Source organism: Streptomyces changanensis, from assembly GCF_024600715.1.
Taxonomy (GTDB): domain Bacteria; phylum Actinomycetota; class Actinomycetes; order Streptomycetales; family Streptomycetaceae; genus Streptomyces; species Streptomyces changanensis.
On record NZ_CP102332.1, the window covers coordinates 2,662,843 to 2,689,230 of the forward strand.

General features: G+C 73.5%; 21 protein-coding genes, 1 tRNA gene, 1 pseudogene and 1 riboswitch. Of the genes and pseudogenes, 9 read left to right on the forward strand and 14 right to left on the reverse strand.

From position 1 onward, the window contains the following. Nucleotides 1-43 precede the first annotated feature (43 nt). Nucleotides 44-886: a histidine kinase gene (locus tag NRO40_RS11780; RefSeq protein WP_257375402.1), complete on the forward strand. Its 843-nt coding sequence runs from the start codon at nt 44-46 to the stop codon at nt 884-886. A 446-nt stretch (nt 887-1,332) separates the two neighbouring features. Here NRO40_RS11780 and NRO40_RS11785 read toward each other — a convergent pair whose 3' ends face one another. Next, complete coding sequence (locus NRO40_RS11785; protein ID WP_058945012.1) at nt 1,333-2,718, reverse strand: cystathionine beta-synthase; 1,386 nt, start codon at nt 2,716-2,718, stop codon at nt 1,333-1,335. 116 nt (nt 2,719-2,834) lie between these two features. Here NRO40_RS11785 and NRO40_RS11790 point away from each other — a divergent pair. From NRO40_RS11790 to NRO40_RS11800, 3 genes and pseudogenes are all read left to right on the forward strand, one after another. Then, nucleotides 2,835-3,836: pseudogene (locus NRO40_RS11790) on the forward strand (SGNH/GDSL hydrolase family protein); the annotation flags it as partial. Between the two features lie 337 nt (nt 3,837-4,173). Then, nucleotides 4,174-5,394, forward strand: a complete 1,221-nt coding sequence (locus NRO40_RS11795; RefSeq protein WP_058945013.1) for an acetyl-CoA C-acetyltransferase — start codon at nt 4,174-4,176, stop codon at nt 5,392-5,394. Between the two features lie 255 nt (nt 5,395-5,649). Then, nucleotides 5,650-6,570: a hypothetical protein gene (locus NRO40_RS11800; protein WP_198549465.1), complete on the forward strand. Its 921-nt coding sequence runs from the start codon at nt 5,650-5,652 to the stop codon at nt 6,568-6,570. Between the two features lie 83 nt (nt 6,571-6,653). Here NRO40_RS11800 and NRO40_RS11805 read toward each other — a convergent pair whose 3' ends face one another. Then, nucleotides 6,654-7,010: a hypothetical protein gene (locus NRO40_RS11805; RefSeq protein WP_058945015.1), complete on the reverse strand. Its 357-nt coding sequence runs from the start codon at nt 7,008-7,010 to the stop codon at nt 6,654-6,656. Nucleotides 7,011-7,109: 99 nt separating this feature from the next. On the opposite strand from NRO40_RS11805, the gene NRO40_RS11810 reads away from it, so the two are divergent. After that, nucleotides 7,110-7,340, forward strand: coding sequence for a DUF4287 domain-containing protein (locus NRO40_RS11810; RefSeq protein WP_058945016.1), 231 nt, complete (start codon nt 7,110-7,112; stop codon nt 7,338-7,340). A gap of 152 nt (nt 7,341-7,492) precedes the next feature. Here NRO40_RS11810 and NRO40_RS11815 read toward each other — a convergent pair whose 3' ends face one another. Both NRO40_RS11815 and NRO40_RS11820 read right to left on the reverse strand, forming a co-directional pair. Continuing rightward, nucleotides 7,493-8,371, reverse strand: a complete 879-nt coding sequence (locus tag NRO40_RS11815) for a Bax inhibitor-1/YccA family protein (protein WP_058945017.1) — start codon at nt 8,369-8,371, stop codon at nt 7,493-7,495. A gap of 152 nt (nt 8,372-8,523) precedes the next feature. Further along, nucleotides 8,524-8,605: transfer RNA gene (locus tag NRO40_RS11820), tRNA-Leu, on the reverse strand. A 394-nt stretch (nt 8,606-8,999) separates the two neighbouring features. Here NRO40_RS11820 and NRO40_RS11825 point away from each other — a divergent pair. Both NRO40_RS11825 and NRO40_RS11830 read left to right on the forward strand, forming a co-directional pair. After that, nucleotides 9,000-9,776, forward strand: coding sequence for an ABC transporter ATP-binding protein (locus NRO40_RS11825; protein WP_198549464.1), 777 nt, complete (start codon nt 9,000-9,002; stop codon nt 9,774-9,776). A 68-nt stretch (nt 9,777-9,844) separates the two neighbouring features. Then, nucleotides 9,845-12,376, forward strand: coding sequence for an ABC transporter permease (locus NRO40_RS11830; RefSeq protein ID WP_058945018.1), 2,532 nt, complete (start codon nt 9,845-9,847; stop codon nt 12,374-12,376). 150 nt (nt 12,377-12,526) lie between these two features. Here NRO40_RS11830 and NRO40_RS11835 read toward each other — a convergent pair whose 3' ends face one another. Continuing rightward, a complete protein-coding gene (locus NRO40_RS11835; protein WP_058945019.1) occupies nt 12,527-13,861 on the reverse strand; it encodes an SAM-dependent methyltransferase in 1,335 nt (444 codons plus the stop codon). A gap of 386 nt (nt 13,862-14,247) precedes the next feature. Then, nucleotides 14,248-15,627 carry an NAD(P)/FAD-dependent oxidoreductase gene (locus tag NRO40_RS11840; protein WP_079047494.1) on the reverse strand — a complete coding sequence of 460 codons (1,380 nt, stop codon included), beginning with the start codon at nt 15,625-15,627 and terminating at the stop codon, nt 14,248-14,250. Between the two features lie 478 nt (nt 15,628-16,105). Between NRO40_RS11840 and NRO40_RS11845 the strand changes: the two genes are divergently transcribed. Beyond that, nucleotides 16,106-16,378, forward strand: a complete 273-nt coding sequence (locus NRO40_RS11845) for a type II toxin-antitoxin system Phd/YefM family antitoxin (RefSeq protein WP_257375403.1) — start codon at nt 16,106-16,108, stop codon at nt 16,376-16,378. Further along, on the forward strand, nt 16,375-16,644 hold the full coding sequence (locus NRO40_RS11850) for a type II toxin-antitoxin system RelE family toxin (protein ID WP_058944876.1): 270 nt from the start codon (nt 16,375-16,377) through the stop codon (nt 16,642-16,644). The genes NRO40_RS11845 and NRO40_RS11850 overlap by 4 nt, the downstream gene beginning before the upstream one ends. A 25-nt stretch (nt 16,645-16,669) precedes the next feature. Here NRO40_RS11850 and NRO40_RS11855 read toward each other — a convergent pair whose 3' ends face one another. The 8 genes from NRO40_RS11855 to NRO40_RS11890 all read right to left on the reverse strand — a co-directional run bounded on the left by NRO40_RS11855 (nt 16,670) and on the right by NRO40_RS11890 (nt 26,354). Further along, nucleotides 16,670-17,596 carry a Ppx/GppA phosphatase family protein gene (locus NRO40_RS11855; protein WP_058944877.1) on the reverse strand — a complete coding sequence of 309 codons (927 nt, stop codon included), beginning with the start codon at nt 17,594-17,596 and terminating at the stop codon, nt 16,670-16,672. Next, the gene (locus NRO40_RS11860) at nt 17,593-18,210 is read right to left on the reverse strand and encodes a DUF501 domain-containing protein (protein WP_079047473.1); all 618 of its coding nucleotides are present in this window, start codon (nt 18,208-18,210) and stop codon (nt 17,593-17,595) included. Before NRO40_RS11860 ends, NRO40_RS11855 begins: the two co-directional genes overlap by 4 nt. Before the next feature lie 30 nt (nt 18,211-18,240). Further along, a complete protein-coding gene (locus NRO40_RS11865) occupies nt 18,241-18,714 on the reverse strand; it encodes an FtsB family cell division protein (RefSeq protein ID WP_058944878.1) in 474 nt (157 codons plus the stop codon). A 94-nt stretch (nt 18,715-18,808) separates the two neighbouring features. Then, nucleotides 18,809-20,089, reverse strand: a complete 1,281-nt coding sequence (eno, locus tag NRO40_RS11870) for a phosphopyruvate hydratase (protein WP_079047475.1) — start codon at nt 20,087-20,089, stop codon at nt 18,809-18,811. Nucleotides 20,090-20,398: 309 nt separating this feature from the next. Further along, nucleotides 20,399-21,076, reverse strand: coding sequence for a LysM peptidoglycan-binding domain-containing protein (locus NRO40_RS11875; protein WP_058944880.1), 678 nt, complete (start codon nt 21,074-21,076; stop codon nt 20,399-20,401). A gap of 4 nt (nt 21,077-21,080) precedes the next feature. Beyond that, nucleotides 21,081-21,254, reverse strand: a riboswitch (cyclic di-AMP (ydaO/yuaA leader). Nucleotides 21,255-21,514: 260 nt separating this feature from the next. Next, nucleotides 21,515-22,555 carry a transglycosylase family protein gene (locus NRO40_RS11880; RefSeq protein ID WP_079047474.1) on the reverse strand — a complete coding sequence of 347 codons (1,041 nt, stop codon included), beginning with the start codon at nt 22,553-22,555 and terminating at the stop codon, nt 21,515-21,517. A 113-nt stretch (nt 22,556-22,668) separates the two neighbouring features. Next, nucleotides 22,669-23,934 carry a cytochrome P450 family protein gene (locus NRO40_RS11885; RefSeq protein WP_058944881.1) on the reverse strand — a complete coding sequence of 422 codons (1,266 nt, stop codon included), beginning with the start codon at nt 23,932-23,934 and terminating at the stop codon, nt 22,669-22,671. Then, nucleotides 23,931-26,354, reverse strand: a complete 2,424-nt coding sequence (locus NRO40_RS11890; protein WP_058944882.1) for a hypothetical protein — start codon at nt 26,352-26,354, stop codon at nt 23,931-23,933. Before NRO40_RS11890 ends, NRO40_RS11885 begins: the two co-directional genes overlap by 4 nt. Nucleotides 26,355-26,388: the final 34 nt, after the last annotated feature.

Below are 26,388 nucleotides of genomic sequence, written 5' to 3' on the forward strand. Positions count from 1 at the left end.
TCCCACCGCACAGCGGTGGGCGACTGAATGCGAAATGAGCCCTATGCCTTCGTTCGACGTTTCCCGGTCCCGCTTCCGGTTGGCCGACGAGCACCTCATCGTCCTCTCGGAACTGGCGGCGGGCAATGCCGTATCCGCTGACCTCATACCCGCGCAGAAGGAACTCGCGGAGTCCGGTCTGATCAACGATGCAGGTCGCCTGGCCCAACCGCTGCTGCCGCTGCTCGAGACCGTGCTGAACGCGGGAGTGGTCATCACCCTGGAGACTGGCAGCCGGCAGGGGCCACTGCAGCACGGCATGCTCATCGGCCAGGAGTACGTGGTCGCCCATGAGGCGTGGCCCGGTGAGACCGAGTCCGAGTACTCCCTCGTGGAGCCCAAAACGCTGGTCTGGAAGCTGGCCGACATGGTGCACCTCCAGCAGTCCCGGTCCGCGCGGGACACATCCGCCACCGTTCTCGACACGACGGTGGGCACCGTCGAGGCCGGTCTCGCCGGGCTGGAGGCCGCCGCCCGCGCCACGACGGCCGACGAGGAACGAGAGCTGATCCGCCGTTCCCTGGCGGCCGGCGGGACGCTGGACGAGCCGTCCCTCCGACTTCTCACCGAGATGATCTCCGAGCTCCGGTCGAGCTGGCGGATGACCGCCGCCTGGCGGGGCCACCACGACGGGGGTGACGGCGTCGAGGGCCGCGGGTTCGCCGTGTGGGACTGCGGGCCGCTCGGCTACTGGCTGCGCGAGCTGCCCGAGGAGCCGCTCCCCGCCGACCAGGTCACGCCGGGCAGCCCCTTCCGGCTGGTCCGCACGGACGCCAGGACGGTCTGGAACCGCATCACCGACCTCCTCCCGGACCAGTCGGAGCTGCGGGCCGCGGCGACCCGCTGACGGCCCGGCCCGCTGCCGGGTACGGCGGCCGGCGGCCGGCGGGCAGACGCCCGGCCAGGCGGACCGACGGCCGGGCGGACCGATGCACGGCCCTGCGGACCGCCACCGGTACGGCGGCGAGGACGGCCGGCGCCGGCGAGACGGCGCCGGCCGAAACGGTGCCGGAAACGACGGGGAGCCGGTCCCGTGGGACCGGCTCCCCGTCGTTCGTCTGCGCGGGGACCGCCGCACCCCCGTGACAGGGGGGCGGGACGACGGCGGTCCCCGCGGGGGACACGGGCCCGGGTCAGGGCCGGTCCCCGCGTCCGCGGCGTCCGTGGAGACCCGGGAGCCGCTCCGGGAGTCCGTGACGCCGACACCCCCTACGGTGCCGTGTGCGTGTTAAGCGGGTGCTGCCGGTATGTGACGTGCTCGTACCGTTCGCGCGAACCCCCCGTGCGCGGGGGTCACTTGCCTTCGCGGGCCAGGAACGCGAGCAGGTCCTGCCGGCTCACGACGCCCGTCGGCTTCCCCTCGACCAGCACGATCGCCGCGTCGGCCCGCCCGAGGACGGCCATCAGGTCCTCGACCGGCTCGCCCGAGCCGACCTGCGGGAGCGGGGAGCTCATGTGCTTCTCCAGCGGGTCGTTCAGCGACGCGCGCTGCGCGAACAGCGCCTCCAACAGCTCCCGCTCGACGACCGAGCCGACGATCTCGGCGGCCATCACGTCCGGGTGGCCGGCGCCCGGCTTCACGATCGGCATCTGCGACACGCCGTACTCGCGCAGCACCTCGATCGCCTCCCCGACCGTCTCCTCCGGGTGCATGTGCACCAGCTTCGGGATGTCGCCCTCCTTGTGGCGCAGCACGTCGCCGACGCGCGCCGACGGGCCGGCGTCCTCGAGGAAGCCGTAGTCGGCCATCCACTCGTCGTTGAAGATCTTCGAGAGGTAGCCGCGGCCGCTGTCCGGCAGCAGGACGACGACGACGTCGTCCGGGCCGAGGCCCTCGGCGACGCGCAGCGCCGCGACGACCGCCATGCCGCAGGAACCGCCGACGAGGAGGCCCTCCTCCTTGGCGAGGCGGCGGGTCATCTGGAACGAGTCCTTGTCGGAGACGGCGACGATCTCGTCCGTGACCGTGCTGTCGTAGGCGGACGGCCAGAAGTCCTCACCGACGCCCTCGACCAGGTACGGCCGGCCGGAGCCGCCCGAGTAGACCGAGCCCTCCGGGTCGGCGCCGACGACCTTCACGCGGCCGCCGCTGGCCTCCTTCAGGTAGCGGCCGGTGCCGGAGATGGTGCCTCCGGTGCCGACGCCCGTGACGAAGTGCGTGATCCTGCCCTCGGTCTGCTCCCACAGCTCGGGGCCGGTCGTCTCGTAGTGCGAACGGGGGTTGTTCGGGTTCGAGTACTGGTCCGGCTTCCAGGCGCCCGGCGTCTCGCGGACGAGGCGGTCGGAGACGTTGTAGTAGGAGTCGGGGTGCTCCGGGTCGACCGCCGTGGGGCAGACGACGACCTCGGCGCCGTACGCCCGCAGGACGTTGATCTTGTCCGTGGACACCTTGTCGGGGCAGACGAAGATGCACTTGTAGCCCTTCTGCTGGGCCACGATCGCCAGGCCGACGCCGGTGTTGCCGGACGTCGGCTCGACGATGGTGCCGCCGGGCTTGAGGTCGCCGCTCTTCTCGGCCGCCTCGATCATGCGCAGGGCGATGCGGTCCTTGACCGAACCGCCCGGGTTGAAGTACTCGACCTTGGCCAGGACCGTGGCCTGGAGGCCCGCGGTGACGCTGTTGAGCTTCACCAGCGGGGTGTTGCCGACGAGGCTGATCATCGAGTCGTGGATTTGCACCGTAAGTCTCCGGGGTCTCCGTAATGGTCCAGCCAGCGTAAGCCGAGTGGATGCGTAGGCGGGCATGGTTCCGGGGCAGTTAGCTCACAGACGGCACGGAGGAGGTGGGCGCCCCTATGTCGAGGGCGAGCGTGGCACGGCGGATCGCGGCGGGCGCGGCGTACGGCGGCGGCGGCATCGGCCTGCTCGGGGCCGCCGCGATGGGGGTGCTCGTCGCCGAGGTGCAGCTGGCGAAGCGCTCGGTCGGCGGCGGGTTCGCGCCGCTGCCCCCGACGGCGGACGGGCTGTACGGTCGGGCCTTCGACGGGGTGCCGCTGCGGTTCGCGCTGCTGGGCGACTCCACGGCCGCCGGTCAGGGCGTGCGGCGGGCCGGGCAGACGCCGGGCGCCCTGCTCGCCTCCGGTCTGGCGCAGGTCGCCGAGCGGCCCGTGGAGCTGCGCAACGTCGCCCTGCCGGGCGCGCGCTCCGACGACCTGGAGCGGCAGACCACCCTGCTGCTGTCACGGCCGGAGTGGGTGCCCGACGCCTGCGTGATCATGATCGGGGCGAACGACGTCACCCACCGGCTGCCGCCCACGCAGTCGGTGCGCTACCTGTCGGAGGCGGTGCGGCGGCTGCGCGGCGCGGGCACGGAGATCGTGGTCGGCACCTGCCCGGACCTGGGCACCATCGAGCCCGTGTACCAGCCGCTGCGGTGGCTGGCGCGGCGGCTGTCGCGGCAGCTGGCGGCGGCGCAGACGATCGTCGTGGTGGAGCACGGGGGCCGGACGGTGTCGCTGGGCGACCTGCTGGGGCCGGAGTTCGCGGCGAACCCGCGGGAGATGTTCGGCGCGGACAACTACCACCCGTCGGCGGAGGGGTACGCCACGGCGGCCATGGCGGTGCTGCCGACGGTCTGCGCCGTGCTGGGCGTGTGGCCGGAGCCGGAGCGGCTGGAGGCGGACCGGCGCGAGGGGCTGCTGCCGGTGGCGCAGGCGGCCGCCGAGGCGGCGCAGGAGGCCGGTACGGAGGTCACGGGCGCCCGCGCCCCGTGGGCCCTGCTGAAGCACCGCAGGCGCCGCCGGCTGACCGAGTCGGCCGCGCCCGCCCGGCCCGCGCACCCCGACCCGCACGACGGCCCCGACCCGCACGACGGGAGCGACCCGCACGGCGGCCCCGGCCACCGCGGCGGGAGCGGCGACCGTTCCGGCCGCGGCGACCCCGGCGGCACGGGGCGTGCCGGGCCGGCGGTGGGCGGTGGGCGGGCGCCCCGGCCGCCGGCGGCCGGGACCGGCACGGAGACCGGGGCGGAGCCCCGGGCGGAGACCGGCACCTGGACCGATACGGGCCCCGCCACGGACCGCGACTGAGCGGGCGCTTAGAAATGCGGTGGGTGTCACACCCCGCGAGCGGTGACCCCGGCTCTACGTAGGGGTAACTTCCCTCTCAGTCGCCCACACGTCACCTGGAGCCGTGATGCCCGAAGCCGTGATCGTCTCTGCCGCCCGCTCCCCGATCGGCCGGGCCTTCAAAGGCTCGCTGAAGGACCTGCGGCCCGACGACCTGACCGCCACGATCATCCAGGCCGCCCTCGCCAAGGTCCCCGAGCTCGACCCGCGCGACATCGACGACCTCATGCTCGGCTGCGGCCTGCCCGGCGGCGAGCAGGGGTACAACCTCGGCCGCATCGTCGCCGTGCGGATGGGCATGGACCACCTGCCCGGCTGCACGCTCACCCGCTACTGCGCCTCGTCCCTCCAGACCACGCGCATGGCCCTGCACGCCATCAAGGCGGGCGAGGGCGACGTCTTCATCTCCGCGGGCGTCGAGACGGTCTCCCGGTACGTGAAGGGCAACTCCGACAGCCTGCCGGACACGCACAACCCGGTCTTCGACGAGGCCCAGGCCCGTACCGCGTCCCGCGCCGAGCACGGCGGCGACGAGTGGCACGACCCGCGCGAGGACGGCCTCGTGCCGGACGCGTACATCGCGATGGGGCAGACCGCCGAGAACCTCGCGCTCCTCAAGGGCGTCTCGCGCCAGGAGATGGACGAGTTCGGCGTGCGGTCGCAGAACCTCGCCGAGCAGGCCATCAAGAACGGCTTCTGGGAGCGCGAGATCACCCCGGTCACGCTCCCGGACGGCACCGTGGTGAGCACGGACGACGGCCCGCGCGCCGGCGTGACCCTGGAGGGCGTGCAGGGCCTGAAGCCGGTCTTCCGCCCCGACGGCCGCGTCACCGCCGCGAACTGCTGCCCGCTCAACGACGGCGCCGCCGCGCTCGTGGTCATGTCCGACACGAAGGCGCGGGAGCTGGGCCTGACCCCGCTCGCCCGCGTCGTCTCCACCGGTGTCTCCGGCCTCTCCCCCGAGATCATGGGATACGGCCCGGTCGAGGCCAGCCGGCGGGCGCTGAAGCACGCCGGGCTCACCATCGACGACATCGACCTGGTGGAGATCAACGAGGCGTTCGCCGCCCAGGTGATCCCCTCCTACCGCGACCTCGGCATCCCGCTGGAGAAGCTGAACGTCAACGGCGGCGCCATCGCCGTCGGCCACCCCTTCGGCATGACCGGCGCCCGCATCACCGGCACGCTCATCAACAGCCTGCAGTTCCACGACAAGCAGTTCGGCCTCGAGACCATGTGCGTCGGCGGCGGCCAGGGCATGGCGATGGTGATCGAGCGCCTCTCCTGACCCGGCCCCCCTTCCAGGCCCGGAGCCTTCCCAACCGCTCCGCGTCCCGGCCGTGACCGAATCTCCCCCAGGATGTGACCTATCTCCCGGGGGAGATTCGTTTATGCAGGTCACGGTTGTGGGAGCGGGAAACATCAGCCTGAGAAACCTGTCCATTTCGTGACGTAATGCACTGACACCGGGCCCACGGGCAGGACAAGCTGATGTAGGAAGTGCGGGGGATCGATTGAAACCGGGAGTAAGTCAGTGAGCGCCATGTCTCTCGCCCTGCTGCTGACCACGGCCACCGCCACGGCCGTGGGCGCCGCCGCGCTGTGTGCCGCCCACGGGCTGCGCCGGCAGATCACCGCCCTGCGCACCGACCTGGCCGCCGCCCGCACCGCGGCGGGAGCGGCGCCCACGGTGCCGCACGCCCGCTCCGCCGAGGCCACCATGGCGGAGGAGATACGCACGGCGGTCGCCGAGGCCCTGGCCGAGGAGCGCGAGCGCGAGCTGGCCGAGGCGCGCGCCTTCTGGGCCGCCCAGGAGGCCAGGGACGCCACCGACTCCCCCGCCTCCCTGCTGGGCGGCGCGGGCCCGCTGGGCGCCGCGGGCGACGACGGCCCGTACTTCGTCCCCCGCCAGGCCGACTTCGCGGGCCTGGACGCACTGGACCTGGACTCCGCCGAGTACGCCGACGCCCCCGACTTCGCCGACGCCGACCCCGCCGAGCTGCCGGACCTCCTCGGCGAACTGCCCGGGTTCGCCGCCGCCGGCGAGTGCCCCGAGTACGCGGAGGACTCCCCGGAGCTGGCCGCGGCCCGCCGCCGCCACCCCTCGCACCCGGACTTCGTGCCGGTGCAGACGCCGGTCGTCACCGACCACGAGCGGACCGTGGCGCGGCTGGAGGAGCTGGCCGCCGCCCGTACCGCGCTCACCGACGTACGGCCCGGCCCGCTCGGCACGCTCGACGTGTACGTCTTCGCCGACGGCACCACGCTCTGCATGACGCCCGGCCACCGGGAGACCGCCGAGCGGCTCGCCGCGGCCCTGCGCGGCGGCGCCGCGCCCTTCCTGCTGGGCGGCTCGGGCATCTCCGGCGCGTACGCGCTGACCTTCTCCTGCGGCGACGCCGACGGTGAGGGCGGCGGCGACAACGTCTACATCCTCGCCGACCGCGTCATCGCCTCCCTGTAGCCCGAGAGGCCCCGGCCCGCGGGGCCCCCCGGCACCCGCGGACCCCTGCCGCCCACGAGCCCGCCCCGCGCGGCGACCGGCCCTCACACGGCGAGCCGGGCCGCCGCGTCGCGCACCAGCGCCACGGCGTCGTCCCACTCGGCCCGGAGGACCTCCCGGCGGGCGGCGTCGTCCCGGGCGGCCGCCACGGCGGCCCGCCACGCCTCGACGAAGTCCGCGCCCGCGACGGCGAGCTGGTCGCCGACCGCGAAGACGCCCGCGTCGGGCATGCGCCGCGGTTCGCCGGGGGCGGCCTCCAGCCGGTGCGCCCGCACCGCCAACTCCCCGGCCAGCGCCAGCCCGCCGGCCGCCGCGCCCTGCCGGAGCCTGCTCTGTGGGGCGGAGCGCAGCCGGTCGCAGAGCCGGCCCACGGCCTCGGTCAGTTCCGTCGTATCGTGCACGCCGCGACCCTATGCGCCGCGGCGGCACTGTTGCCAACGGGCGAACACTCGGGCACGGTGACGTGAAGGAGCACTCGCGCACAGCGTCCGGAGGCGCCGATGTCCCACGTCTTCTCCGCAGAGACCCACCGAAACCTGCTCTCCCGCATCCCCCACTGCACCGGCCGTGAAGTGGCCGACTGGCTGCGCACCGTCGAGGAAGGCCCCTCCCTCGTGCGTTTCGAGGAGAAGGTGAGCTGGCTCCGGAGCGAACACGACCTCGCCTACGGCCACGCCAAGGCGATCATCCACGAGTACGACCTGAGGCGCGCGGCCCGCAAACTGGTCTGACGGGCCCGCCCGGCCCCGCGCCCCGACGGGCGCCGGTGGCCGACGGCCCGACGGACCGGGAAAGCGGGGAGGGCCCGCCCGGACCGAGTCCGGGCGGGCCCTCCTTCGCGTGCCGCGTGGCACGCGCCGCGTCGTGCGCGACCGACTCCCGGTCAGTCGTCGCCGGAGAAGATCGACACCAGGCGCAGGAACTCCAGGTAGATCCACACCAGGGTCATGGTGAGGCCGAAGGCCGCCAGCCACGACTCCTCGCGCGGGGCGCCGTAGGCGACGCCGTCCTCGACCTGCTTGAAGTCCAGGGCCAGGAAGCACGCGCCGAGGACGATGCCGATGATGCCGAAGACGATGCCGAGGCCGCCGCTGCGGAAGCCCAGGCCGTCACCGCCGCCGAAGACGGCGAACAGGGCGTTCACCGCCATCAGCAGGACGAAGCCGATCGCGGCCGCCATCACGAAGCCGTAGAAGCGGCGGTTGACGCGGATCCAGCGCTTCTTGTAGGCGATCAGCACGCCGGCGAAGACCGACATCGTGCCGAGCACCGCCTGCGGGACGGCGCCCGCCGCGACGTACGTGGTGACGGCGCTGGAGATGACGCCCAGGAACACGCCCTCGAAGGCCGCGTACCCCAGGATCAGCGCCGGCGACGCCTTGCGCTTGAACGCCTGCACCATCGCGAGGACGAAGGCCACCAGGGCCGCGCCGATGCCGATGCCGTACGACTTGTTCAGGTTCGCCGGGTCGACCGGCAGCAGGAACCAGGCGAGTGCGGCGGTGACGAAGACCGTGCCGAGCGTGATGGCGGTGCGCGACACCACGTCGTCGATGGTCATGACGCCGGAGCGGGCCGGGGCCTGCTGCGGCATGCCCGCCTGCACACCGGGCTGGGCGTACGGGTCGGTCGCGTACGGGTTCGTCGCGTACGGGTTCGTTCCGGCGGCGGGGCCCCCGGCCTGCTGCTGCGCGTTGAAGCCCGCGTAGCCGTTGTCGCGGCTGAACCCCCGTCGCGAGAAGACCGGGTTGCTGCTCCTCATCTCACTCCTCCATGGCCGCCGTGCGCGGCCTTGACACAAGAGTAATGGGGGAGCAAAGGAAACACCCTAGTGCTCGGGGAGGATCTTTGCGCCGCCGGGTATCGATCACGCATCGCCACGTGTCGGGCCGGGGCCTCTCCCGAGGGGGTGAGTGCCCGGAGCCGGACTCGAACCGGCACGGCCCGAAGGCCAGCGAGGTTTAAGCTCGCCGTGTCTGCGTTCCACCATCCGGGCAAGTGCGCGGCTCCGCGTCAGCACAGGAGCCTATCCGGGGCACGTCCCCCGAACAGCCGACGAGTGGCCCGATGTTGTCTTATTTTATTGAGGTCTGAGGGAGCGTCAGCACACCCGCGCGGCGCTGCGCCAGCACGGGCGCCGGGTTCGCACCCGCATATGCCCCTCCCACGGAATGACGGAAAGTCGCCGTCCGTCCACACGGCGTCCCCACCCACCGGGGCGCCCGCGGCCCTCTCGGGGATGCCGTCATACCTCAGGAGGAGGGGCGGGCCCCGCCGTCAGACTCCAGACGGCCCCGGGAACGGGCACCCGGAGGGACGCCCCGCGGGGGTGCCGGCGCCGACGATGGAACGGTCCCCGACGAACACCATGCGTGACAGGAGCCCTCCACGTGATCCCCTCCCCGACGACCGCACACCGCGCCACCACCGCGGTGGCCGCCCGCGCCACGGATCTGTCCAAGGTCTACGGACAGGGCGAGACCCGCGTGGTCGCCCTCGACCGGGTCACCGTGGAGTTCCCGCAGGGCGAGTACACGGCGATCATGGGACCGTCCGGCTCCGGCAAGTCGACGCTGATGCACTGCGTGGCCGGCCTCGACAGCTTCACCAGCGGCTCCGCCCGCATCGGCGAGACCGAGCTGGGCTCGTTGAAGGACAAGCAGCTCACGCAGTTGCGCCGGGACAAGATCGGCTTCATCTTCCAGGCGTTCAACCTGCTCCCCACGCTCACCGCGCTGGAGAACATCACCCTCCCGATGGACATCGCGGGCCGCAAGCCGGACAAACAGTGGATGGACCGGGTCATCGACATGGTCGGCCTGTCCGGGCGGTTGGGCCACCGGCCCGCGCAGCTCTCCGGCGGCCAACAGCAGCGCGTGGCCGTGGCCCGCGCCCTGGCCTCCCGCCCCGAGATCATCTTCGGTGACGAGCCCACCGGCAACCTCGACTCGCGCTCGGGCGCCGAGGTCCTGGGCTTCCTGCGCAACTCGGTGCGCGAGCTCGGCCAGACCGTCGTGATGGTCACGCACGACCCGGTGGCCGCCTCCTACGCCGACCGGGTGATCTTCCTGGCGGACGGGCGCATCGTCGACGAGATGCTCGCGCCGACGGCCGACGGGGTCCTGGACCGCATGAAGGAGTTCGACACCAAGGGCCGGACCAGCTGACCGGGGTGCCGTAACGGCCCCGCACCCCCCACCCGCCACCGGCCCCTCCACCCCAGGACACACACCTCATGTTCCGTACCGCCTTGCGCAACGTGCTCGCGCACAAGGCCCGGCTGCTGATGACCGTGCTCGCCGTCATGCTCGGCGTGGCCTTCGTCTCCGGCACCCTGGTCTTCACCGACACCCTGAACCGCGCCTTCACCAACCAGTCCGCCAAGAGCTACGACGACGTCGCCGTCGCCGTCACCTCCTACGGGGGCGGCGACGACCCGAAGCAGGAGCCCGGCGTCTCCCGGGCCACCCTGGAGAAGATCAAGCGGCTGGACGGGGTCGCCACCGCCACCGGGCGCGTCGACGGCTTCGCCGGCGTCCCCGACCCGAACGGCAAGCTCATCGGCGCCGAGTGGTCCAACAAGGGCGCCAACTTCGCCCCGGGCGCGGACGGCCGCGACCCCGCGTACACCTTCGTCGACGGCGCCGGCCCCCGCGCCGACGGCGAGATAGCCCTGGACCGCGACACCGCCGAGGAGGGCCGGTACGAGGTCGGCGACACGGTCCGCGTCGCCACCAACGGCCCGGTGAAGGAGTACCGCCTCGCCGGCGTCTTCACCACCGACGACGGCGCCGTCAGCGCCGGCGGCAGCCTCGTGCTGTTCGACACCGAGGTCGCCCAGCGGCTCTTCCTCAAGCCGGGCTACTTCAAGGACGTCACCATCACCGCCGCGCCCGGCGGCCGGGACACCCGGATCCTCGACGCGGTCGAGCCGCTGCTGCCGGAGAGCGCCGAGGCGCAGACCGGCAAGGCCCTCGCCGACCAGCAGGCCAAGGAGATCGAGGAGGGCCTGAGCGCCTTCAACCAGATCCTGCTGGGCTTCGCGGGCATCGCGCTCTTCGTCGGCGTCTTCCTCATCGCCAACACCTTCACCATGCTCGTCGCGCAGCGCACCAAGGAGGTCGCGCTGATGCGGGCCGTCGGCGCGTCCCGCAAGCAGGTCACCCGCTCGGTGCTGACCGAGGCCGCCATCGTCGGCCTGATCGCCTCCACCGCCGGCTACCTCCTCGGCGTCGGCCTCGCCGTGGGCCTGCGCTCCGGCATGGCGGCCTTCGACCTGAAGGTGCCGGACGGCCCGCTCGTCCTCGGCCCCACCCCGGTCCTCTCCGCGCTCGGCGTCGGCCTGTTCGTGACGATGCTCGCCGCGTGGCTGCCCGGCCGCCGCGCCGCGAAGATCCCGCCCGTCGCCGCCATGAACAGCATGCACGCGGCGCCCAGCCAGAAGTCCCTGGTGGTGCGGAACACCATCGGCGGCGTGCTGGCCGCGGTCGGCGCCGGCGTGATCGTCTACGGTGCCGTCTCCGGCGGCGACACGGGCCGGATGCTGATCGCCGCGGGCGCCTTCCTCACCCTCATCGGCGTGATCATGCTGATCCCGCTGCTGTCACGGCCGCTCATCGCCGCCGTACGGCCGCTGATGGTCAGGGTCTTCGGGGTCTCCGGCAAGCTCGCCGGGCAGAACGCCGTCCGCAACCCGCGCCGCACCGGCGCCACCGCCTCGGCGCTGGCCATCGGCCTGACCCTGGTGACGGGCCTGTCCGTGCTGGGCGTCACCGTCGGCCGGTCCATCGACAAGATGACCACCGACCAGATCACCGCCGACTACATGGTCCGCATGGCCGGCGGCGGCGACCTCGACCAGTCCGCGCTGGCCGCGCTGGAGAAGGCCCCCGGCGTGACCGCCGTGTCGCCGCAGCAGGCGGCGTACCTGGAGCTCGACGGCGAGTTCGCCGCCGCGTCGGCCGTCACGCCCGGCGACATCGAGAAGGTGCTGCACGTCGAGCAGCTCGACGGGTCGCTCGCCTCGCTCGCCCAGGGCCGGATCGCGGTCGCCGAGAAGACGGCGAAGAACCGCGGCTGGAAGGTCGGCGACACCCTGCCCGTCACGTTCAACGACGACAAGAAGGGCGAGCTGACCGTCGGCGCGATCTACACGGACAGCGAGTTCCTCTCCCCCGTCCTCATCGACGCGCAGGTCGTGCGGCCGCACGACACCAAGCCGTACATCCCCTCCATCTACCTGACGATGGAGGGCGGCGGGACCGCCGCCAACGAGAAGGCGCTCATCGACGCCCTCGGCGACAACCCGGCGATCACCGTGATGGACAAGCAGGACATCCGCGACGAGTTCGGCGGTGTCATCAACATGATGCTGAACATCATGTACGGCCTGCTGGCGATGGCGCTGATCATCGCGGTCCTCGGCGTCGTCAACACGCTCGCCATGTCCGTCTTCGAACGCCAGCAGGAGATCGGCATGCTCCGGGCGATCGGCCTCGACCGCCGCCGCGTGAAGCGGATGGTCCGTCTGGAGGCCGTGGTCATCTCGCTCTTCGGCGCGGTCGTCGGCATCGGGCTCGGGTCGTTCCTCGGCTGGGCGATCGGCGAGACGATCAAGGGCAGCCTGCCGGACTACGCGCTGGTCCTGCCCTGGGACCGGATCGCGATCTTCCTGCTGCTCGCCGGCGTGGTCGGCGTCCTCGCCGCCATGTGGCCGGCGCGCAGCGCGGCGAAGCTGAACATGCTGAACGCCATCAAGTCCGAGTAACCGGTGGGTCCGGACGCACCGGACACGCGCGCAAGGGCCGGACCTCCACCCGGAGGCCCGGCCCTTCGCCGTCCGCCGTGCGGGCCCCGGGCCGGGCGGACGCCGGGGCCGGGCGGGTCGTTTCCGGTGTGCGACGCGGCGACGAAGGCGCTAGGGCGTGCCCCAGGCGCGGGTGCGCAGGGGCAGGCCGGAGGTCCCGCCGTCGGGTGTGCGGACGGCGAGGACCTGGTTGACGCCGATCCGGTTGCGCTCGAAGGCGAGTGCCGACGCGGCCATGTAGAGGCGCCAGACGCGGGCCCGGCCGGGCGACGTGAGGCGTACCGCCTCGTCCCAGCGCCCCTCCAGGTTCGCCACCCACCGGCGCAGGGTGAGGGCGTAGTGCTCGCGCAGCGCCTCCACGTCGCGCACCTCGAAGCCGGCCTCCTCCAGGGCGGTGGTGGTCCGCCCGAGCGGGGCCAGCTCCCCGTCGGGGAAGACGTACGCGTCGATGAAGGGGTCCAGGCGGTAGCGCTGCCCCGGCGTGTCGGGGCGGCGGGCGATCTGGTGGTTGAGGAGCCGGCCGCCGGGCCGGAGCAGGGCGTGCAGCGTGCCGGCGTACGCGCGGTAGCGGATGTCGCCGACGTGCTCGGCCATGCCGACGGAGGAGATCGCGTCGTACGGCCCGTCGTGGACGTCCCGGTAGTCCTGCACGCGGATGTCGACCCGGTCGGCGAGGCCCTCCTCGGCCACGCGCTTGCGGGCGTGGGCGGCCTGCTCGGAGCTGAGGGTGACGCCGACGACGGTGGCGCCGTGGTGGCGCGCGGCGTGCAGGGCGAGGGAGCCCCAGCCGCAGCCCACGTCGAGGAGCCGGTCTCCCTCCGCGAGGGCGAGCTTGCGGCAGACGAGCTCCAACTTGTCGTGCTGCGCGTCCTCCAGGGTGCCGCCGGGGGTCCAGTAGGCGCACGAGTAGACCATGGACGGGCCGAGGACCAGCGCGTAGAAGTCGTTGCCGACGTCGTAGTGGTGGCTGACGGCCTGCCGGTCGCGCCGCCGGGTGTGGAGGGGGCCGCTGCGGCGCCGCACCTCCTCCGGGGGCGGTGCGGGCGGCGTCCAGGTCCCGGACAGGTCCAGCAGCTCGCGGACGGCGGCGCGGGCGTGCGGATCGCGCGCGGTGCGCAGGGCCGCGAGCGCCCCGGCGAGGGCGCCGCCGGGGCGCTCGTCCCGGTCGGGGCGGCGCTCCCACAGCGGCCCGGCGAGCCGGCCGAGCACCTCGTAGAGGTCGCCCTCCACGTCCAGCTCCCCGGCGACCCAGGCCCGGGCGAGGCCCAGTTCGCCCGGGGCCCACAGCAGCCGCCGCAGCGCCCTGCGGTGACGGACGACGAGGACGGACCCTCCGGGGAGGGGCGGGCCGGCCTCGCTGCCGTCCCAGGCGCGGATCCGCACGGGCAGCGGGACGCCGAGCAGCTCCCGGGCCAGCGCGGCGAACCGCGCAGCGGTGTCGGACATGGGCACACCTCCGTGACGTGGGGCCGGACATGCTCGGCACCACGTAAGCACCGCGGGCGGCGGAAGAGGAGTCCGGATACCACCCCGTGTCGTGGGCGGTCAGCGCACCGGCGGCGCGGGGCGCGCGCCGTGCGCCCCGGCGCACGGCCGGCGCACCACGCCGCCGGCCCGGGTGCTCCGCCCCCGCCGTCGTCCCCGTGGCCCTCGCCTCCTGACCCCGGCCCGCCCGGTCGTCACCGGCATCGCTCCGGGGGGCGGACCGCCGCGCCGCGTCCGGGGGCGGCGGGCCGTCCCCGGACGCGGCGAGGGGCCGCCCGCACCACGGATGGCGGGCGGCCCCTCGACAGGACTGCGACGGAACGGCGACCGGCCGGGGCCGGCCGGTGTCAGGAGGCCTTGGCCTTCTCCTGCTTGGGCGCGGCGGGCGCCGGGGCGGGCTTGGCGGCCTCGTAGAACTCCTCGCGCGGCGACTCGATGGCGCCGAGCGAGACGACCTCGCGCTTGAGGAACATCGCGAGCGTCCAGTCCGCGAAGACGCGGATCTTCCGGTTCCAGGTCGGCATGGCCAGACCGTGGTAGCCGCGGTGCATGTACCAGGCGAGACGGCCCTTGAGCTTGATCTTCATCTTGCCCATGACGATCATCGCGACGCCCTTGTGCAGGCCGAGACCCGCGACGGCACCCTTGTTGGCGTGCTCGTACTCCTTCTGCGGGAAGCCGCGCATGCCGGACACGACGTTGTCGCCGAGGACCTTCGCCTGGCGCAGCGCGTGCTGGGCGTTCGGCGGGCACCAGGCGTTCTCGTTGCCGGCCTTGCGGCCCACGAGGTCCGGGACCTGGGCGTTGTCGCCGGCGGCCCAGATGTAGTCGGTGCCGGTGACCTGGAGGGTCGGCTGGCAGTCGACGTGGCCGCGGGGGCCGAGCGGCAGGCCGAAGCGGGCCAGCGCCGGGTTCGGCTTCACACCGGCGGTCCACACGATGGTGTTGGAGTCGACCTCCAGGCCGTTCTTCAGCACCACGTGGCCGTCGACGCAGGAGTCCATGGACGTCGAGAGGTAGACCTCGACGCCGCGGCCCTCCAAGTGCTCCTTGCCGTACGCGCCGAGCTTCGGGCCGACCTCGGGGAGGATCTTGTCGGCGGCGTCGACCAGGATGAAGCGCATGTCCTCGCGGGACACGTTCTTGTAGTACTTGGCCGCGTCGCGGGCCATGTCCTCGACCTCGCCGATGGTCTCCGCGCCCGCGAAGCCACCGCCGACGAAGACGAAGGTCAGCGCCTTGCGGCGGACGTCCTCGTCGTTCGTCGAGTCGGCCTTGTCGAGCTGCTCCAGCACGTGGTTGCGCAGCCCGATGGCCTCCTCGATGCCCTTCATGCCGATGCCCTGCTCGGCGAGGCCGGGGATCGGGAAGGTGCGGGAGACCGCGCCGAGCGCGATGACCAGGTAGTCGAAGGGCAGCTCGTACGCCTCGCCGACGAGCGGCGCGATCGTGGCGACCTTGCGGTCCTGGTCGATGGTGGTGACCCGACCGGTGAGGACCTCGGCCTTGGGCAGCACGCGTCGCAGCGGGACGACGACGTGCCGCGGCGAGATGCTGCCGGCGGCGGCTTCGGGGAGGAAGGGCTGGTACGTCATGTACGAGCGCGGGTCGACGACCGTGACGGTCGCCTCGCCGTAGCGCATCTTCTTCTGGATGCGTCGAGCTGCGTACAGGCCTACGTACCCTCCGCCTACTACGAGGATCCTGGGACGCTCCGTGGTGCTCATGCCATCGAGTATCCACCCCTCGGACGGGGGGTGCTCGTGCGCCCCTTCACAAGGTTTCCGGACACCTCTGCTACACTGCGCGGCCCACGTGACCGAGGTCATGGCGCCGACCGGGAACCAGGGTGTGTCCGAGGTCGTTGTTCACCCCCTCATCACCCCCTGTGAACTGGACCGGAGAGCCTTCCGTAACGACGGACGACCACCTTTGTTCACATGGCTGAAACTCGCCTGGGGCTACGAAAGATGGGGAACGGAAGAGCCCCGACGGGCGTCTGTAAGGGCCGTACCCCCCTCAGACCACCCCATCAGGGCTCTTTTCCTTGTGAAGAACTTCACGAAGTTTCTCCGACCGTCCGCCGAACGGGTGTCGCGAGTGCCTCCGTCACGCCAGCGACCAGGCGATCCCGTCGAGGATCGCGCACGAACGCGCTTCCCTCCATGGATGCGCCGTGTACACGCCGATGCGTACACTGACTTCATGACTGACAACACCGTGACCGTACGGGAAGCCCGCGCGCACCTCGCCGATCACATCAACCGGGCCGAGGAAGGTGTTCCGACCGTCATCACGCGCAACGGCGCACCGGTGGCAGCCGTGGTCCCCATCTCGGACTTCGAAGCGTTGGAGGAAGCCGCCGACGTGATGTTGGCGCGCGACGCCGAAGCTGTGCTGGCCGAAGGCGGCACCACCGTGACGATGGCGGAACTGCTGGCGGATCTGTTCACCGAGCAGGACGGCGAAGCGGCGTGAAGTACGCCTTCCGGTTCACCACGGCGGCGCAGCGTCAGCTTCGAGCCATCAGCCGACCCGACGCCATGCGCATCCTGACCGCGTTGACCGCACTCGGTGACGATCCGTACCGGCAGGACGCCGACGTCAAGAAGCTCACTGGCCCCACGGGCCTCTACCGGCTCAGGGTCGGTAGCTACCGGGTCGCCTACCAGATCAACGACGGTGAACTCGTCGTCCTCGTGGTCAAGGTGGGCGACCGGCGGGACGCCTACCGCAACCTGTGACGCCCCGCCCGGCACCGGCACCGCCTCAGCGTGCCTCGGCGGCGCAGTGGTGAGCGATGCCGTCGAGGATGTCGTGCTCGCTCACCACGACCTCGGAGGCGCCGACGTACTCCATGACCTCCCGCAGGACCAGGGCGCCGGCGACGATGACGTCCACCCGGCCGGGGTGCATGACGGGGATCGCGGCGCGCTCGTCGTGGGTCGCCGCCAACAGGCGGTCGGTGACCGCCGCGACCTGCTCGTAGGAGACGCGCGAGCGGTGGATGGCCGCCGAGTCGTACTCCTCCAGGCCCAGCGCGACGGCGGCGACGGTGGTGACCGAGCCGGCCAGGCCCACCAGGGTGCGCGGCTCGCGGAGCGGGACGGTGGCGCCGGCCAGCTCCAGGGCGGCCCGCACGTCCGCGCGGATCGCCGCCACCTCGGCGGGCGACGGCGGGTCCGTGCGCACGTGGCGCTCGGTCAGACGGACGCAGCCGACGTCGACGGAGCGCGCCGCCCGCACGTGGGCGCGGCCGACGACGAACTCCGTGGAGCCGCCGCCGATGTCGACGACCAGGTACTCGTCGTCGCCCTCCAGTTCGCGGGTGGCGCCGGTGAAGGAGAACTCGGCTTCCTGATCGCCGCTGACGACCTCCGGCTCCACACCGAGGATGTCCACGACGCCCCGGACGAACTCCTCGCGGTTCTCCGCGTCCCGGGAGGCCGAGGTCGCGACGAAGCGGACCTTCTCGACGCCCAGTTCACGGATGACGGCGGCGTACGCGCGGCAGGCGGCGAAGGTCCGCTCCAGCGCCTCGGGGGCGAGTCGGCCGGTGCGGTCGACGCCTTGGCCGAGCCGGACCACGGTCATCCGCCGGTCCAGGTCGACGAGGGTGCCCGCGTCGGGGTCGACGTCCGCGACGAGCAGGCGGATGGAGTTGGTGCCGCAGTCGACGGCGGCGACCCGGGTCACCGGCCACCCTCCGCGTCGCCATCGGTCGCGTCGCCACCGGCGGTGTCCGCCGCGTCCGCCGACGCGCCGCCGGCCCCGGCCGCCGCGTCCCCGGGCTCCCGGTCGGCGCCGACGCACGGGCCCTTCGCCCACCACTCGGGGAGCATCGCGAGCGCCTCGTCCCCCAGGGGGTTGACGCCGGGTCCGGCGACCAGCGAGTGGCCGACCAGGACGTGCAGGCACTTCACCCGGTCCGGCATGCCGCCGGCGCTGGGGAAGCCGGCGAGCACCTCGATGGCGTCGCGGCGCGCGAGGTAGTCCTCGTGCGCGGCGCGGTAGGCGGCCGCCAGCTCGGGGTCGCGCGCCAGGCGCTCGGTCATCTCCTTCATGACGCCGTTCGCCTCGAGCGTGCCGATCGCGGAGTTCGCGCGGGGGCACGTGAGGTAGTACGTCGTCGGGAAGGGCGTGCCGTCCGGGAGCCGGGGCGCGGTCTCGACCACGTCGGGGTTGCCGCACGGGCAGCGGTGCGCGATGGCCCGCAGGCCGCGCGGCGGGCGGCCGAGCTGGTCCTGGAAGGCCGCGACGTCGGCCTCGGTCGGCTCGGTGCGTTCAGTCTGCGGAGGGGGCGTTTCCATGCCTGCCTTGATCCTGGTGGAGCTACGGGGCTATCGGTTCTCCTGGTCGGCGCGGTCCACGCCGTCCCAGACGTTCGAGTACCAGGGCCGGCCGGTGCCGCCCTGGTCGGTGCGGTGCTCGCGCGCCGCCTCGGGGTCGTTCATGGTGAAGGCCGTCTCGCCGGGCAGCACGTAGTGCAGGTGCCGGCGGGCGAGCTGCCGGACGTAGGCGTCGTCCTGGAGGCGGGCCTTCTCGTCGCGCAGCCGCTCCACCCGGGCCGCCGCCTGCTCCGCGAGCCGTTCCTGCTCGGCGATCTCGCCGCGCTGCGACACGTACTGGCGCATCGGGTAGGCGAGGGCCACGACCATGGAGCAGACCACGAGGGCGAGGAACGCGGCCCGGCCGGTCAGCCGGGAGCGGCGCGCCTGACGGCGGCTCTGGGAGCGGTAGACGCGGGCGGCGGTCTGCTCGCCGAGCAGCCGCAGCCTCGTCGCGGTCGAGAACCGGTCCCGGTCCTGGCCCATCGGCTCGCCCCTCCTCACGTACGACGTACGACGTCCCCGGACACGGTACGGGACCGTGGCCGGGGACGTGCGCAACTGCGGCGTCGGGCGGGCGTCAGCCCTTGAAGCGCGGGAAGGCGCTGCGACCGGCGTACACCGCGGCGTCGTCGAGGATCTCCTCGATGCGCAGCAGCTGGTTGTACTTGGCGACGCGCTCGGAGCGGGCCGGGGCGCCGGTCTTGATCTGGCCGCAGTTGGTGGCGACGGCCAGGTCGGCGATGGTGACGTCCTCGGTCTCGCCGGAGCGGTGGGACATCATGCACTTGAAGCCGTTGCGCTGGGCCAGCTCGACGGCGTCGAGGGTCTCGGTGAGGGAGCCGATCTGGTTCACCTTGACGAGCAGCGCGTTGGCCGCGCCCTCCTCGATGCCGCGGGCGAGGCGCTCGGGGTTGGTGACGAACAGGTCGTCACCGACGAGCTGGACCTTCGCGCCGAGCTTCTCGGTGATGGTCTTCCAGCCGTCCCAGTCGTCCTCGAACAGCGGGTCCTCGATGGAGACGAGCGGGTACGCCTCGACGAGCTCGGCGTAGTACTCGGTCATCTCGGCGGCCGTGCGGGACTTGCCCTCGAACGCGTAGGCGCCGTCCTTGTGGAACTCGGACGCGGCGACGTCCAGGGCGAGCGCGATGTCGCGGCCCGGGGTGTAGCCGGCCTGCTTGATCGCCTCCAGGATGAGGTCGAGCGCGGCGCGGTTCGACTCCAGGTTCGGGGCGAAGCCGCCCTCGTCGCCGAGGCCGGTGGACAGGCCCTTCTCCTTCAGCACCTTCTTGAGGGTGTGGTAGACCTCGGTGCCCCAGCGCAGGGCCTCGGAGAAGGACTCGGCGCCGATCGGCGCGATCATGAACTCCTGGATGTCCACGTTGGAGTCGGCGTGCGAGCCGCCGTTCAGGATGTTCATCATCGGCACCGGCAGCAGGTGCGCGTTCGGGCCGCCCAGGTAGCGGAAGAGCGGGAGGTCGGAGGCCTCGGAGGCGGCGTGCGCCACGGCGAGGGAGACGCCGAGGATGGCGTTGGCGCCGAGGGAGGACTTGTCCGGGGTGGCGTCCAGGTCGAACATCGCCTGGTCGATGAGCCGCTGCTCGGTGGCGTCGTAGCCGACGAGCTCCGGTCCGATCTGCTCGATGACGGCGAGCACCGCCTTCTCGACACCCTTGCCGAGGTAGCGGTCCTTGTCACCGTCGCGGAGCTCGAGGGCCTCGAACGCACCGGTGGAGGCACCGGAGGGGACGGCAGCACGGCCGGTGCTGCCGTCGTCGAGGCCGACCTCGACCTCGACCGTGGGGTTGCCTCGGGAGTCCAGGATTTCCCGGGCTACGACGACGTCGATGGACGGCACGAGCATCTCCTTCTGGGATGTGACGCGTGGAGTGCAGGGGCTTCACCCTTGCGGCAAGAGCCTAACCGGCTCCGGGGCCGGTGCCCGCGACCGCCCGCCTCCTGGGACGAAAAAGGGCACAACCACCCATGAGTCGGGACGAACTGACAGCGTTCCTACTGATGAGTAATCACGCTGAGCGGGTCGACACTCATCCGTCCTGGCCCGGTTCGCCCCGTTTCGCACGGGGGTCCTGACGGCGGAGGGCCCCGGTCCGGCACACCCCCGGGTGGAGGGCGCGTCGGGGCCGGGGCCGGTCGCCGCGGGGGGTCAGCTCAGGTGGAGCTGCTGGCCCGGGTAGATCAGGTCGGCGTCGGAGACGATGTCCTCGTTCAGGTCGAACAGCTTCTTCCAGCCGCCCGCGACCTTCTCGGCCGTGGCGATGGAGCTGAGCGTGTCGCCGGCCTTGACGCGGTACTCGCCGTCGCCCTTCTCGACCTTCTCGCCGGTCGGGGTGGTGACGGTGCCGGAGGACTTCGGGGCGGCCTTGGGCGTCGCGGCCTTCGGCGTGGTGCGCTGCTCGCTGCGCGTGGTGGGCTCCTCGGCGGTGCGCTCGGCGGCGGCGCCGTCGTACGCGGCACCGGACAGGCCGACGCCGCAGCTCGGCCACGCGCCCTTGCCCTGGCCGGCGAGGACCTTCTCGGCCACGGCTATCTGCTGCGACTTGGAGGCCTTGTCGGCGGTCTGGGCGTACGCGGTGCCGCCGTACGCCGCCCAGGTGGAGGCGGAGAACTGCAGGCCGCCGTAGTAGCCGTTGCCGGTGTTGATCGACCAGTCGCCGCCGGACTCGCACTGCGCGACGCGGTCCCACTCGGCGGCGGTGGCGGCGCTCGCGGTCGTGGCGCCGAGCAGCGGGGCGGCGACGGCGGCACCCGTGATGCCGGCGAAGGCGGCGAAACGGACGGCCTTGGACGGGCGACGGTGCTTGCGCTTACCGGAAGAAAGCATGGGTGTGTCTCCTCACCGACGCCTACGAGGTGAGCTGTCGGGTTCGGGCCTGGTGAGTGCCCGGCCGTGCGCTGGGTGGCGCACGGCTTCACCCCTAGCCGGTCCCGGCCGTCCTTCGACGGCCCGGCCCCGGCGCTTACCTTGGGTCCCCCGCTCCTGCCCACGGCGCTGGAAGCGTCGACTGTTCCCGTCGCCGGCGGCAGGATTCGGCGTTACCGGTCGGACGGGGCCCGCGGTGGCGAGCTGGTCTCGACGGTAATCACAGACCGACCCGAAGTTCAAAGGGGGACATTCGGGTCAATCCGCCCCTACTTGCCTGCCCCTTAGGGGTGTTTGCGCAGGTAGGGGCCGAAACGGACGGACCGGGCGGCGGCGACGCGCCAGTTGGGGTGAAGAGACTCTTGTCTCACTTCCCAGAAACGGACATTCAGCCCGTAACTACCCCTTGGGCTGGGCGAGATCGAGGCTCTGGCCAGGGACGATGAGGTCCGGGTCGGTGCCGACGGCCTCGCGGTTGGCGTCGTAGAGGGCCGTCCAGCCGCCGGGCACCTCGTGGGCGTCCGCGATGGCCCAGAGGTTGTCGCCGGGCCGGACGGTGTACGTGCCGTCGGCCGCGAGGCCGTCGGCCGTACGTGCCGCGGCGTCACCCCGCGAGGTGGGCGTACCCGTTCCGCGCCCTTCGACCGCGGCGCCGGTGTCGACGGAGCCGTCACCGGGGACCGGGGCCGTCGGACCGGTCGCGCCCTCCTCCTTGGCCGGCTCGCCGCGGTGCTTGCCGTTGCCGGACGCGGGGGTCGGGACCCCGCCGTCGACGGGGGCCTCGCCGGGGGCCGTCGGGGACGGCTCGGCGGGGGAAGCGCCCGGGGCGGTCGGCGTCGTCGCCGGCGCGGTCGGCCCGGCGGTGGCGCCGGAGCCCGCGGTGGCGCCGGTCGCACCGGAGCCAGGCGTGCCGGAGACGGTGGCGGCCTCGGTGCCGGTCGCGGGCCGGTCCGCCGTGGAGGGCGTGCCGGCGTCGGGGGCGGGCTCGGCGGACGCCTCCGGCTCCTCGGCGCTCGCCGACGGGGCGGGCGAGGTGCCGGGGTCGGTCTCCGCGGTGGAGCCGCCGCCGACGGTCAGGCCGGCGATGGGGGCGCAGGTCTCCCAGGCGGCGGCGCCCTGCGCGGCGAAGACCTTCTCCGCGACGGCGATCTGCTGGGCGCGGCTGGCGAGGTCGGCGCGGGGCGCGTAGGCCGTGCCGCCGTACGCCTGCCAGGTCTCCTGGGAGAACTGGAGGCCGCCGTAGTAGCCGTTGCCGAGGTCGGCGCTCCACATGCCGCCGGTCTCGCACTCGGCGACCCGGTTCCAGGTCTCGGCGTCGGCCGCGGACGCGGTACCCGCGCCGAGCAGCGGCAGGGCGATCGCGGATCCGGTCACCCCCGCGGCGACGACGAGGGCGGGGGCCTGACGGGGTCGACGGTGTCGTCCGTTCCCGGAGCGCATGCGTTGGACCTTTCGCGTGACTGCTGAGGTGACGGTGAACGTAGCGGCATTCGAACGCCAGTCACAAGTCGATGCAGGGGAGATTACGCGAAGATCACAGTTATGACGGAGTGTCAGCTTGCCTCGGGCGTGAACTCCACCGGCAGCGTGCGCAGTCCCCGCATGATGAGTCCGCCGCGCCAGCGCAACTCCTCCGGGGGGACGGCGAGGCGCAGGTCGGGCAGGCGCGTCAGCAGCGTGGCGAGGGCTGTCTGCCCCTCCAGCCGGGCGAGCGGCGCGCCCAGACAGTAGTGGATGCCGTGCCCGTAGCCGAGGTGCTGGTTGTCGCTCCGCGCGAGGTCCAGGGTGTCCGGCCGGTCGAACCGCTCGGGGTCCCGGTCGGCGGCCGCCAGGACGACCAGCACGGGCTCGCCCACCTCGACGCGCTGCCCGCCGAGGGTCAGCGGCTCGGTCGCGAAGCGCCAGGTGGCGAGCTCCACGGGCCCGTCGTACCGCAGCAGCTCCTCGACGCCCGTCTCCAGCAGGCCGCGCTCCCCGGCGGCCAACGACCGCTGCAGGCGGGTGCGCTGGCCGTCGTCGCGGAGCAGGGCGTACGTGCCGTTCCCGATGAGGTTGACCGTGGTCTCGAAACCGGCGAACAGCAGGATGAAGGCCATCGCGGCGGCCTCGTTCTCGGTGAGGTGCTCGCCGTGGTCGGAGGCCCGGATGAGCCCGGAGATCAGGTCGTCGTCCCCGCCCCGCCCCAACCCCTCCCGCTTGCGGTGGATCAGGTCGACGAGGTAGGCCCGCATCCGCTTCACGGCCCGCGCCACCCCGCCGCGCGGCCCGCCGCCGTGCCGGATCATCTGCCCGGCCCAGTCCCGGAAGTCGTCCTGGTCCTCGGCGGGCACCCCGAGCATGTCGCAGATGGCGTGAATGGGGAGCGGGAAGGCGAAGTCGTGGATGAGGTCGGCCTCGCCCTTCGCGGCGAAACCGTCGATCAGCCGGTCCGTCAGCTCCTGCACGCGGGGCGCGAACTCGGCGACCCGGCGCGGAGTGAACGCCTTCGACACGAGCCGGCGCAGCCGCGTGTGGTCCGGCGGGTCGATGTTGAGCAGGTGCGTCATCAGCTCGGCCTTGCGCTCGCCGGGGATGCCGGTCTTGCCCTTGGCGTGCGCCGGCTCGGCGTGGTGCGCCGGGTTCTTGCTGAGCCGCTGGTCGGCGAGGGCCTGCCGGGCGTCGGCGTACCGGGTGACCAGCCACGCCTCCACACCGCTCGGCAGCCGCGTCCGGTGCACGGGTGCGTGCTCCCGCAGCCAGGCGTACGCCGGGTACGGATCGGTGGCGAACTCCCAGGTGAAGAGCTCGGGGGGTGCGGCGGGGTCGTGGGGAGCGTTCACCCCCCGACGGTATCCGGCCCCGCGTCGAGGGCCCGCACGGCACCCGGGTGCCCGGCGTCGGCGGCCTTGCGCATCCAGGCGGCGGCCTCCTCGGGCTCGTGCTCGGCCAGGAGGCGGGCCATCCGGTAGGCGCCGTAGGCGTCGCCGAGCTCGTGGCCGCGCGTGTACCAGTCGACGGCACCGGGGCGGTCGTGCTCCTGCTCGCACAGGACGCCGAGGAGCGTCGCGGCCGCGCCGAGCCCGTGGTCGGCGCACTCGTGGAGGTACCGCTCGGTGGCGTTCCGGGTGCGGATCCGGTCCGGGGCGCGCTCGACCGGCCGGGCGGTGTCCAGCGCGTCGGCGGCCCGGCGCAGCCACAGCTCCGCGAGCAGCTCCTCGCCCCGGTAGCGGTGGAGCGCCCCGATGCTCCCGGCGACGGAGTGGCGGCCCGCTTCGAGCGCGTGGCCGTAGTGGTCGAGGGCCCGTGCGTCGTCGCCCTCGGCGAACAGCAGGTCGCCGAGCCGGTGCGCCGCCTCGGGGTCGCCGCCGGCCGCTCCCTCGCCGAGCCAGTCCATCGCCCGGGCCAGGAGCACCAGGCCCAGCCGGGTCGCCGCGGTGGCGTCGCCCGCCTCGGCCGCCGCCCGCAGGTACGGCTCGGCCGCGCGCCGTTCACCGCGGTCCGCGAGGGCGCGGCCCCACTCCCCCGCCGCGCCCGGGTGCCCGGCGTCGGCGGCCTTCCGCAGCCAGTCCTGCGAACCGGTCAGCCGCGCCAGGCGGTGCATCGCCGCGGCGTCCCCCGCCTGGGCGCGCGCCCGGTAGTGCCGGCCGGCCGCCTGCGCCACGGCCGCGTGGTCGTGGGCCAGGGCCAGGTCCCACACCGCGTCCGGCACCGGGGGGAAGCCGTCGTCCGCGAGCGCGTCGGCGACCAGGGAACCGTACGCCCGCCATCCGCCGTCCTCCTCGACGAGCAGTCCGGCCACGCCGAGGCGGGGGCGGGCCGCCCAGGCGAGGACGTCGTCCAGGTCGCCCGCGTCGTCGGGCGCGTGGTGCCGGTACGCCGCCCGCAGCAGTTCCGGGGGGACCGGGTGGTGCAGACCGCACCGTGCCAGGTCGATCGCGGCGCGCACCAGCAGGTGGCCGCGCGGGTGGCGCGTGGGGCGTTCCGCGCGCCGCCACTCCTCCCACAGGTCGGGGCCGACCGCCAGGTAGGCGGTGACGGCCCGGCCCTCGCACCAGTACAGCGCCGTCTCCAGCCGCCCGTCGTCCCGGGCGACGAGTCTGCCGGTCTCGGCGAGGCTCCACTCGGCGCCCAGCTCCACCGTCCGCGCCCGGCTGAGGACCCGCGCGGGGCCCGGGGCGCCGAAGCGGTGCTCGTCGTACGCGGCGTCGGACATGGTCGCGAGCACCGGCACGCCCCGGGCGGTCAGCCGGGCCAGGAGCGGGGCGTCCAACCCGTGCGGCCCGAGGTGGCGTTCGAGGTCGTCCAGCCACAGGACGCACCGCCCGCCGCGGGCGGCCACCCGCTCGGGCAGGTCCCGCAGATCGGTGCCGGGCGGGGGCACGCAGACCCGCCGGTCGGGCAGGACGCGGCGCAGGGCGGCCCAGGCCGTGGTGGTCTTGCCGGACAGGGGCTCGCCCGTGACGAGCACGAGGCCGCCGCGCCCCGCCGGCCCGGCGAGGAGCCGGTCCAGTTCGGTGTCGGCGTCCCGCTCGACGTACGGGCCGTCGTGCCGGGCGCCGAGGGCGAGCGGGTCGGCCGTGGCCGCGTCGAGCCAGACCGCCGGGTCGGGGGCGGGGGGCGGGCCGTAGTGCAGGGCGCCGATGGTGCCGGCCTGGATGACGGTGGCGGCGCCGCCGCCGGAGAAGGTGTTGCGCACGTCGTGCGCGGTACCGCCGGGACCGGGGTCGGCGGGGCCGACGGGTCGGGGTCGCGGGCCGGGCACGGCGGGCCCGGATCCGGGTTCCGGGCCCGGGCCGGGAGCGCCCGTGCCGCGCCCGGCGGGGCCGGATGCGCCCGGGCCGGGGTCGCCAGCGGCGGGGTCGTGCGGGCCCGGCGGGTCGTGCGGGTCGGAGGGGTCCGACGGGACTTGGGGGCCGGAGGGGTCCGACGGGTCGTGCGGGCCGGAGGGGTCCGGCGGGACGTGGGGGCCGGCCGGGCCACGGTCACCGGCACCGCCGCCGCACTCCTCGACGAGGGCGCGGATCCGCCGCGGGGCGCGGGGGTCGCGCTGGGCGGCGTGGCGCAGCCAGTGCTCCAGCCCGGCCCGGACGACCCGGTCGTCCGTGCCCGATCGCAGCTCCTGCTCGATGAGCGCGAGTCCGCCCGCGTCCCCGAGGTCGTCCTCCGTCAGCCTCGCCCTGACCCAGGGCCACGCGGCACCGCGCATGATCCCCAGCAGGGCGGTGACGTCGGCGGCCGTGAGCCTCTCCCCGTACGCCATCACGCGCCTCCCCCGACTCGCCCGCCCCCTACGC

Coding starts and splice junctions, on each gene's coding strand:
- NRO40_RS11865 (WP_058944878.1), bottom strand. CDS start 18,714: ATGGGCCAGGACCGGGACCGGTTCTCGACCGCGACGAGGCTGCGGCTG.
- NRO40_RS11830 (WP_058945018.1), top strand. CDS start 9,845: ATGTTCCGTACCGCCTTGCGCAACGTGCTCGCGCACAAGGCCCGGCTG.
- NRO40_RS11800 (WP_198549465.1), top strand. CDS start 5,650: ATGTCTCTCGCCCTGCTGCTGACCACGGCCACCGCCACGGCCGTGGGC.
- NRO40_RS11845 (WP_257375403.1), top strand. CDS start 16,106: ATGACTGACAACACCGTGACCGTACGGGAAGCCCGCGCGCACCTCGCC.
- NRO40_RS11840 (WP_079047494.1), bottom strand. CDS start 15,627: ATGAGCACCACGGAGCGTCCCAGGATCCTCGTAGTAGGCGGAGGGTAC.
- NRO40_RS11860 (WP_079047473.1), bottom strand. CDS start 18,210: ATGGAAACGCCCCCTCCGCAGACTGAACGCACCGAGCCGACCGAGGCC.
- NRO40_RS11835 (WP_058945019.1), bottom strand. CDS start 13,861: ATGTCCGACACCGCTGCGCGGTTCGCCGCGCTGGCCCGGGAGCTGCTC.
- NRO40_RS11875 (WP_058944880.1), bottom strand. CDS start 21,076: ATGCTTTCTTCCGGTAAGCGCAAGCACCGTCGCCCGTCCAAGGCCGTC.
- NRO40_RS11795 (WP_058945013.1), top strand. CDS start 4,174: ATGCCCGAAGCCGTGATCGTCTCTGCCGCCCGCTCCCCGATCGGCCGG.
- NRO40_RS11780 (WP_257375402.1), top strand. CDS start 44: ATGCCTTCGTTCGACGTTTCCCGGTCCCGCTTCCGGTTGGCCGACGAG.
- NRO40_RS11880 (WP_079047474.1), bottom strand. CDS start 22,555: ATGCGCTCCGGGAACGGACGACACCGTCGACCCCGTCAGGCCCCCGCC.
- NRO40_RS11810 (WP_058945016.1), top strand. CDS start 7,110: ATGTCCCACGTCTTCTCCGCAGAGACCCACCGAAACCTGCTCTCCCGC.
- NRO40_RS11890 (WP_058944882.1), bottom strand. CDS start 26,354: ATGGCGTACGGGGAGAGGCTCACGGCCGCCGACGTCACCGCCCTGCTG.
- NRO40_RS11815 (WP_058945017.1), bottom strand. CDS start 8,371: ATGAGGAGCAGCAACCCGGTCTTCTCGCGACGGGGGTTCAGCCGCGAC.